The following is a 6,998-nucleotide window of genomic DNA, read 5'->3' as shown; positions in this document are numbered from 1 at the left end:
GCGAGGGAGGGGACTCGAACCCCTACACCATTGCTGGCGTCAGGACCTAAACCTGGTGCGTCTACCAATTTCGCCACCCTCGCGGTCCTTGGACGGTGGTCAACAAAGCAAAAAAGGCGGCTGGAACTGCCCGCCTTTTCTTGCTTGCGGCGACTAGGCGCCGGGACACCGTCCGTGCCGCCGGCGTAACTTCTGCCTGCGGCGCAATAAGGAAGCGGATTGTAACGCAAGGCGGCAGGGGAATCCAGTCCCCTGCCCGCCCTGCGGGCATCCCGCGCCGTGATCAGTGGCGGGCGCGGATGAAAGCGATCACCAGTACCGTCGCGCAGGCTTCCAGTGCGGCCACGAAGTACAGGCCGCCGGCCAGTTGGCCGGTGCTGGTCTTGAACCAGCCGATCATGTACGGCGCCACGAAGCCGGCCAGGTTGCCGATCGAGTTGATCAGCGCGATGCCGCCTGCGGCTGCGGTGCCGGCAAGGAATGCCGACGGCAGCGACCAGAACACCGGGAAGGCGGCCAGGATGCCGATGGAGGCGATCGTCAGCGCGATCAGGGCCAGCACGGCGCTGTGAAGCAGGAAGCCGGTCAGCGTCAGGCCCACTGCTGCCACCAGCGTTGCCATCGCGCAGTGCATGCGGCGTTCGCCGGTGCGGTCCGAGTGAATGCCGTTGAGGACCATGGCGATGGTGCCGGCCACAAACGGGATCGCGGAGACCAGACCGATCTGCAGGTTGCCCTGTACGCCGAGCTCCTTGATGATCGACGGCGACCAGAATGCGATGGTGGCGTTGCCGCTGACGACGCAGAAGTAAATCGCCGCGCAGATCCACACACGTGCATTGGCGAAGGCGTCCTTGAGGGACGAGTGCTTGTTGGGGTCACGCGCCTCGGCTTCCACGTCGCGCGTGACGATGGTCTGCTCCTGCTGCGTCAGCCACTTCGCGTTGACCGGTTTTTCAGGCAGGTACATCAGCACTGCGATACCGGCCAGCACCGAAGGAATCCCTTCGATCACGAACAGCCATTGCCAGTTGGCCAGGCCATCCACACCGTCCATTGCGCTCATGATGAAGCCGGCCAGCGGGCCGCCCACCACTCCGGCTATTGCGAACGACGTCATGAACAGGCCATTGATACGTGCGCGACGCGCGGCCGGGAACCAGTACGTCAGGTACAGCACCACGCCCGGGAAGAAGCCCGCCTCGAAGACGCCGAGCACGAAGCGCAGCGTATAGAACTGCATCGGCGTCTTCACGAAGATCATCGCCATCGACGCCAGGCCCCAGAGGATCGTGATGCGCGCCAGCGTCTTGCGGGCGCCGATCTTCTCGAGCAGCAGGTTGCTCGGCACCTCGAACAGAAAGTAGCCGATGAAGAAAATCCCCGCGCCCAGCCCGTACACGGCCTCGCTGAACTGCAAGTCCTGCAGCATCTGCAGCTTGGCAAAGCCGACGTTGACGCGGTCGATCCAGGCCAGGATGAACAGGAAGACCAGGAAAGGGATCAGGCGCACGGTAATCTTGCGATACGCCTCGTTGCGTTGCTGAGCCAGTTCCGCGGCAGGCAGGCTCTCCGGGGCGCCAGGGGCGCCGCTCATCACGATGGACATCTGTGACTACTCCTTGGGTGTGGTGGGCGGGGCCGCGCTGCGTTGGCGCGGCCCTCTCGGTCTTGCGTTGTGCTAGCCGTGGGATCCGGCGGAAAGAACGATCAGCGCATCAATCGAAGGCGCGTTCGATGGCCGCGGCCACCTGCAACACGCGCGCGTCACTGCCATGCAGGCCGCACACGCCGAGGCCAATGCCTTCGCCGGCTGGCAGCGTCGCCGCGCAGCCGTCGAGGAAATTGATCACGCTTGCATTGCGAAGTACCAGGCCGTTGACCGCGAAGAAGTCTTCATCGCGTTCGAGGGCATCGAGACGCGGCGGGCGTACGGCCACGGTCGGCATCAGCCACGCATCGGCGTCGCGCAGCAAAACGGCGGCACGCTGCTGCATTGCGCATCGCGCGGCCAGCAGGTCGATGTAATCCGCCGCCGACTGCTTCTCGCCCCGGCGAATGCGCTGTGCCACTCGCTGGTCGTACTGGTCACCCTTGGCCGCCAGCAACGTGCGATGCCAGGCCCACGACTCAGCCGCGGTCAGGCCTCCACCGCCATTGATCTCCGGCAGGCGGCGCAGTTCGGGGAAGTCGAACGGGACGATCGTCGCGCCCTGGGCTGACAGCCTAGCCAGTGCGGCTTCAAACGCCTGCGCCACTTCCGGGTCGAGACCATCGCAGACGAAATCACGCGTCACGTAGAAGCGCAGTCCACGCAGGTCCGCCGCGCCGGTATCCAGCGTCTCGCCGCTCAGCACCGCATCCATCGCCGCACAACAGGCAACCGAGCGCGCCAGCGGGCCGGCGGAGTCGAGCGACGTCGACAGCGGTACTGCGCCGTCCAGCGGAACGCGACGCGCCGTCGGCTTGAAACCAGTCAAGCCGCAGAATGCCGACGGAATGCGGATCGAGCCGCCGGTATCGGTGCCGAGCGCAGCCACAGCCATATCTTCGGCCACGCTCACCGCGCCACCCGATGTCGATCCACCGGCAACACGCTCGGGGTCGAACGGCGTGCGCGGCGTGCCGTAGTGCGGATTCAGCCCCAGGCCCGAGAACGCGAACTCGCTCATATTGGTACGGCCGATCAGCACCGCCCCAGCGGCACGCAGTCGCGCCACGGCGGGCGAGTCAGCCTGCGCCGGCGCACCGCCGTCGAGGGCCTTCGATCCGGCACGCGTGACCTGACCGCGAACGTCGAACAGGTCCTTGATCGAGATCGGCAGCCCGGCCAGCGGCGAGGCCACAAGGCCCGCGCTGCGCGCCTGATCGGCTGCACGTGCCTGGGCCAGCGCGCCTTCTGCATCGACCGTCATGAAGGCCGATCCGCCCGCCTGCCGATGCCGGGCGATATTAGCCAGCGCAGCCTCGGTCAGCGCCACGCTCGTGGTGCGGCCTGCAGCCAGCGCTGCGGCCAGTTGAGCTATGGTCGGCGCGCTCATTCGGCCACCGCCAGTGATTCCACGCGATATGCATGGCGCAGCGTGCGGTTGCGCACGGGGTCGTGCAGTTCCACTTCAAACGCTTCGCCATGGCCCAGATCGCCGATCACTGCCTGCGTGCCGCAGAACATTGCGGTGCCCACGGGCAGTTGCGCCTCGCCGGTCAGGCGCTGGATCAGGTCACGCGGGTCCAGCAGGCGTGTCACCTTGCCCTCCTGATACAGCGAGCGCTGACCATCGCGCACGCGCCAGCAACGCATTTCCAGCACGTCCCAGTGGTCGGCCACCTCGTCAAAACGCCAGACTTCGCGGCCCATCGGCTTGGCGCACATCTGCTTCGACACCGTCACGTCATAGGCCTCGACCTTGCGATCGGTGTGATCGGAACCGATGCCGATATAGAGCCCGTCTGCGCCCTGCAGCAGCACGAACTCGGTTTCGCCCGAGGAATCATCGCGCGGCACTTCGAGCACGTCGTCGGTGGTCAGCAGCGAGGCGGCCAGCGGATAGAACGTCGGCACGGTTGCGGGCGGCTTGACGCCGAGCGCCTTGAGTTCGTCGATATGGTGCTGGACGGCGTCCATGTCGCGGCCAGTCCAGCCAGCGATGATCAATCGTTCGATGTCGAGGGCGAGCGCGCCCCCGCCGGCTACCTGAAGTTGCAGTGTCGGCATTGCGTACTACCTTGTTACGAGGGGAAAAGGGTCGGTCAGAGTGTCCGGATGATGTTCTTCCGGAATTCGTCGATATGTTCGCGGATGGCCTCGCGCACCGCCGGTATGTCGCGCCGCTCCAAGGCGTCGACGATCTCCAGATGCTCCTGGTAGACGTTCTCCAGGTGCTGCGGATCCGAAAGCGAGAGGAACCAGAAACGCGCCTGCTTCTCGTGCAGGCCGCGCAGCAGATCGGCCAGCACGCGGTTGCGCGAGGCGGCTGACATCGCCGTGTGGAACTTCAGGTCCAGCGCGGCCAGCGCGGGGATATCGCGCCTGGCGACCAGTTCGGGCGAGCGGTCGACGATGTCGCGCATCGCCTTGAAATCGCTGTCGTGACCGCGCTCGCATGCCAAGGTGGCGCACAGCACCTCATTGGTCGCGCGCACTTCGATCATGTCGAGCACTTCATTGAGCGACAGCGGCGTCACCAGCACGCCCTTGCGCGGCAGGATCGATACCAGCCCTTCCACTTCCAGGCGATGCAGCGCCTGATGCACGGGAGTACGACCGAGACCGAGCAACGCGGCCACCTGGGCCTCGTTCAGCGGCTCGCCGGGCCGGAACTCGCACGAGATGATGCGACGCTTGATCTCGGTGTATGCGTGTTCGCGCATGGCCGCCCCGCTCTGGGCGAGGGTCGGGATTGTGGGTTCGGCGTCGGCTGCGCCGACCAGTCGGATGGGATTCGCCACGGCAGATCGGAATCTGTTTGATGTTGCAGTGATACTAGTGTGATATTTCACTGAGCACAACCCGAGAAATTGTAGGGGTAAACACCAAGCAGCTTCGCAGATAGAACGGCTCGCGTATCATGAGCAATCGGCCTGAAATCGATAATCGATTCGACCGCATCTTGGTGCAATACATCTACATCGTGGTGCAGCGGGTCACGCCGATGGTGCCAACTCCAGGTCGAAGACCATGACCACCGACGACAAAGAACGCCCCGATCCGCTGTTCAACCAGTCCCTTGAAAAGGGCCTCGACGTGCTGCGTGCATTCAGCGCCGTGCATCGCACGCTGACGTTGGCCGAGCTGGCGGCACTGACAGGCATGACCAAAAGCTCCGCCCAGCGCACGATCCACACGCTGGAGCGGCTCGGGTACGTCGACAAGCATCCCCAGACGAGGCGTTTCCGGCTGACGCCCAGGGTGATGGAGATCGGCTACAACTACGTTGCCGCGGACGCGCTGATTCCGATCGCCAGCCCCTACCTCTCGCAACTGGCCAATGCCAGCGGCGAGACCGCCAACCTGACCGAGCCTGTCGGCCTGGAGATGGTCTACATGGCGCAGCTCGTGACCGCCAAGCACATGCCAGTGCTGACGCCGGTGGGCATGCGGATTCCGATGTACTGCACAAGCTCGGGACGCGCCTACCTGAGCACGCTGCCGGACGAACGCGTACGAGCGATGCTTGAAGCGTCCGCGCGCGCGCCACGCACGCCGGCCACGCTGACCGAGGTGGAGACCATCTTCGAGCGCGTCGTGGCGTGCCGCACGGTCGGTTACGCGTGCAACGAGGAGGAACTGTTCCTGGGCGACATGGGAATTGCCGCACCGGTAGTGAACAGCCGTGGCGAGGCAGTGGGGGCGGTCCATGTTTCGCCACCAGCCAGCCGCTGGACCATGGCCGACGCGCAGAAGAAGCTTGGCCCGCTGGTGGTCGAATGCGCGTGGGCGATCTCGCGATCGATCGCCCACTGAGCCAGCAGGTGCTTATCGCGCGTGCTCCAGCATGGCCCGCAGCAGGACGTTGGCGCCAGCCTCGATATGCTCGGGCAGCGCATCCTCCAGCTCGTTATGGCTGATGCCGTCCTTGCACGGTACGAAGATCATGCCGGTGGGTGCGCGCTGTGTCACGTACACCGCATCGTGTCCGGCGCCGCTGACCACATCCATGTGCGGCAGATCCAACCCAGCCGCCGCGCGGCGAACGCTATCGACGCACGCCGGCGCGAACAGGCAGGGTTCGAACTTGACCACCTGCCGGATTTCCACGTCCACGGCCGTCGCATCGGCAATACCGGCGAACGCCGCGCGCATCGCTGCGTCCATCCGGTCAAGGCCATCTTGCGAGAGATGGCGAACATCCACAGAGAAATCCACGCGCCCTGGTATCACGTTGCGCGAGTTCGGCATGACTTCCAGGAAGCCCACCGTGCCGCGGCCATGCGGGGCTTCGTCGCGCGCGATGCGATTCACCGCCTCGATCATGCGCGCCGAAGCCAGCAGCGCGTCGTGACGCAAGGCCAGCGGCGTCGGGCCTGCATGCGCATCCTGGCCGGTGACGGTCACGTCGTACCATTGCTGCCCAAGTGCCCCGGATACCACGCCAATCGGTAGGCCAGCGGCCTCCAGGACTGGCCCCTGCTCGATATGCGCCTCGAAGTAGGCCGCATACATGCCACCGGGCACTTCACCCGCACGCTGCGTGCCGCGATAGCCGATGGCTGCGAGCGCATCGCCAACGCTCACGCCGTCTCGGTCTTGCTGCCGTCTGGCGAACTCCGCATCGAAAACGCCTGCGAATACGCCCGAGCCCATCATCACGGGCGTAAAGCGCGTGCCTTCCTCGTTGGTCCAGATCGCCACCTCCAGCGGTGCACGTGTGCCAATGCCCAGATCGTTGAGCGTGCGCATCACTTCCAGACCCGCCAGCACGCCGAAATTGCCGTCGAACTTGCCGCCGGACGGTTGGGTATCGATATGGCTTCCCGTGGCCACCGCTGGTGCGGTGGGCTCTGTGCCGGCACGTCGTGCGAACACATTGCCGATCTCGTCCACGCGCACGTCGAGCCCAGCCTCGCGGCACCAGCTCGCCACGAGGTCGCGGCCCTTTCGGTCGTCTTCGGTCAGTGCAATACGGCATACGCCACCCTTAGGCGTGGCGCCGACCGCGCCCAGATCCATCAGCGATTGCCACAGGCGTGCGCCATTGATGCGAGGAGTGAATTGCGAATCCATGTCTGTGTTGTCTGCAGTGAGTGAACATCGACCCGGGTACGAGCAAGAAGCAGACCACTGACAGGTGCGGACAGTCTCGGCCATGACCACCCATCGATGGTGCATGGTCACTGGCACATCAATTGCTTGACGGAGCAATGTCCATCCACAGCCCATTCCGTTTCAGGAGCCCCGCCCGTGACCCACTCCACGTCCTCCCATTCAAAAGGCCTTTCCGCCGCGATTCGCACCGTCTCCGCCGCCGTCACGTTGTCGCTGCTGGCCCTGCCCGGCG

At 65.0% G+C, this 6,998-nt stretch carries 6 protein-coding genes and 1 tRNA gene; 1 reads left to right on the top strand and 6 read right to left on the bottom strand.

The genetic code is table 11. The features are described 5' to 3' along the window. The 5 genes from B2246_RS08590 to B2246_RS08570 all read right to left on the bottom strand — a co-directional run bounded on the left by B2246_RS08590 (position 1) and on the right by B2246_RS08570 (position 4,449). Positions 1–83, bottom strand: a tRNA-Leu gene (locus B2246_RS08590). Positions 84–283: 200 nt separating this feature from the next. Further along, a complete protein-coding gene (locus B2246_RS08585; RefSeq protein ID WP_008651583.1) occupies positions 284–1,609 on the bottom strand; it encodes an MFS transporter in 1,326 nt (441 codons plus the stop codon). A 109-nt stretch (positions 1,610–1,718) separates the two neighbouring features. Then, the gene (locus B2246_RS08580; RefSeq protein WP_186425051.1) at positions 1,719–3,041 is read right to left on the bottom strand and encodes an amidase; all 1,323 of its coding nucleotides are present in this window, start codon (positions 3,039–3,041) and stop codon (positions 1,719–1,721) included. Further along, on the bottom strand, positions 3,038–3,715 hold the full coding sequence (locus B2246_RS08575) for a DUF2848 domain-containing protein (RefSeq protein WP_035882597.1): 678 nt from the start codon (positions 3,713–3,715) through the stop codon (positions 3,038–3,040). The genes B2246_RS08580 and B2246_RS08575 overlap by 4 nt, the downstream gene beginning before the upstream one ends. A gap of 35 nt (positions 3,716–3,750) precedes the next feature. Further along, positions 3,751–4,449 (bottom strand): GntR family transcriptional regulator, encoded by a 699-nt coding sequence (locus B2246_RS08570; protein ID WP_152415085.1) that lies wholly within the window; start codon positions 4,447–4,449, stop codon positions 3,751–3,753. Between the two features lie 229 nt (positions 4,450–4,678). Between B2246_RS08570 and B2246_RS08565 the strand changes: the two genes are divergently transcribed. Continuing rightward, positions 4,679–5,464: an IclR family transcriptional regulator gene (locus tag B2246_RS08565; protein WP_008651578.1), complete on the top strand. Its 786-nt coding sequence runs from the start codon at positions 4,679–4,681 to the stop codon at positions 5,462–5,464. A 12-nt stretch (positions 5,465–5,476) separates the two neighbouring features. On the opposite strand, the gene B2246_RS08560 is transcribed toward B2246_RS08565, so the two are convergent. Then, a complete protein-coding gene (locus B2246_RS08560) occupies positions 5,477–6,724 on the bottom strand; it encodes a Zn-dependent hydrolase (RefSeq protein WP_286882040.1) in 1,248 nt (415 codons plus the stop codon). Positions 6,725–6,998: the final 274 nt, after the last annotated feature.

Source organism: Cupriavidus sp. UBA2010 (genome assembly GCF_002335265.1).
Lineage (GTDB): Bacteria > Pseudomonadota > Gammaproteobacteria > Burkholderiales > Burkholderiaceae > Cupriavidus > Cupriavidus metallidurans.
This window is presented reverse-complemented; position numbering and strand designations above follow the sequence as displayed.

What these genes read in the sequence shown, in the direction of transcription:
- B2246_RS08585 (WP_008651583.1), bottom strand. Translation starts at nt 1,609, where the DNA reads ATGTCCATCGTGATGAGCGGCGCCCCTGGCGCCCCGGAGAGCCTGCCT.
- B2246_RS08580 (WP_186425051.1), bottom strand. Translation starts at nt 3,041, where the DNA reads ATGAGCGCGCCGACCATAGCTCAACTGGCCGCAGCGCTGGCTGCAGGC.
- B2246_RS08575 (WP_035882597.1), bottom strand. Translation starts at nt 3,715, where the DNA reads ATGCCGACACTGCAACTTCAGGTAGCCGGCGGGGGCGCGCTCGCCCTC.
- B2246_RS08565 (WP_008651578.1), top strand. Translation starts at nt 4,679, where the DNA reads ATGACCACCGACGACAAAGAACGCCCCGATCCGCTGTTCAACCAGTCC.
- B2246_RS08560 (WP_286882040.1), bottom strand. Translation starts at nt 6,724, where the DNA reads ATGGATTCGCAATTCACTCCTCGCATCAATGGCGCACGCCTGTGGCAA.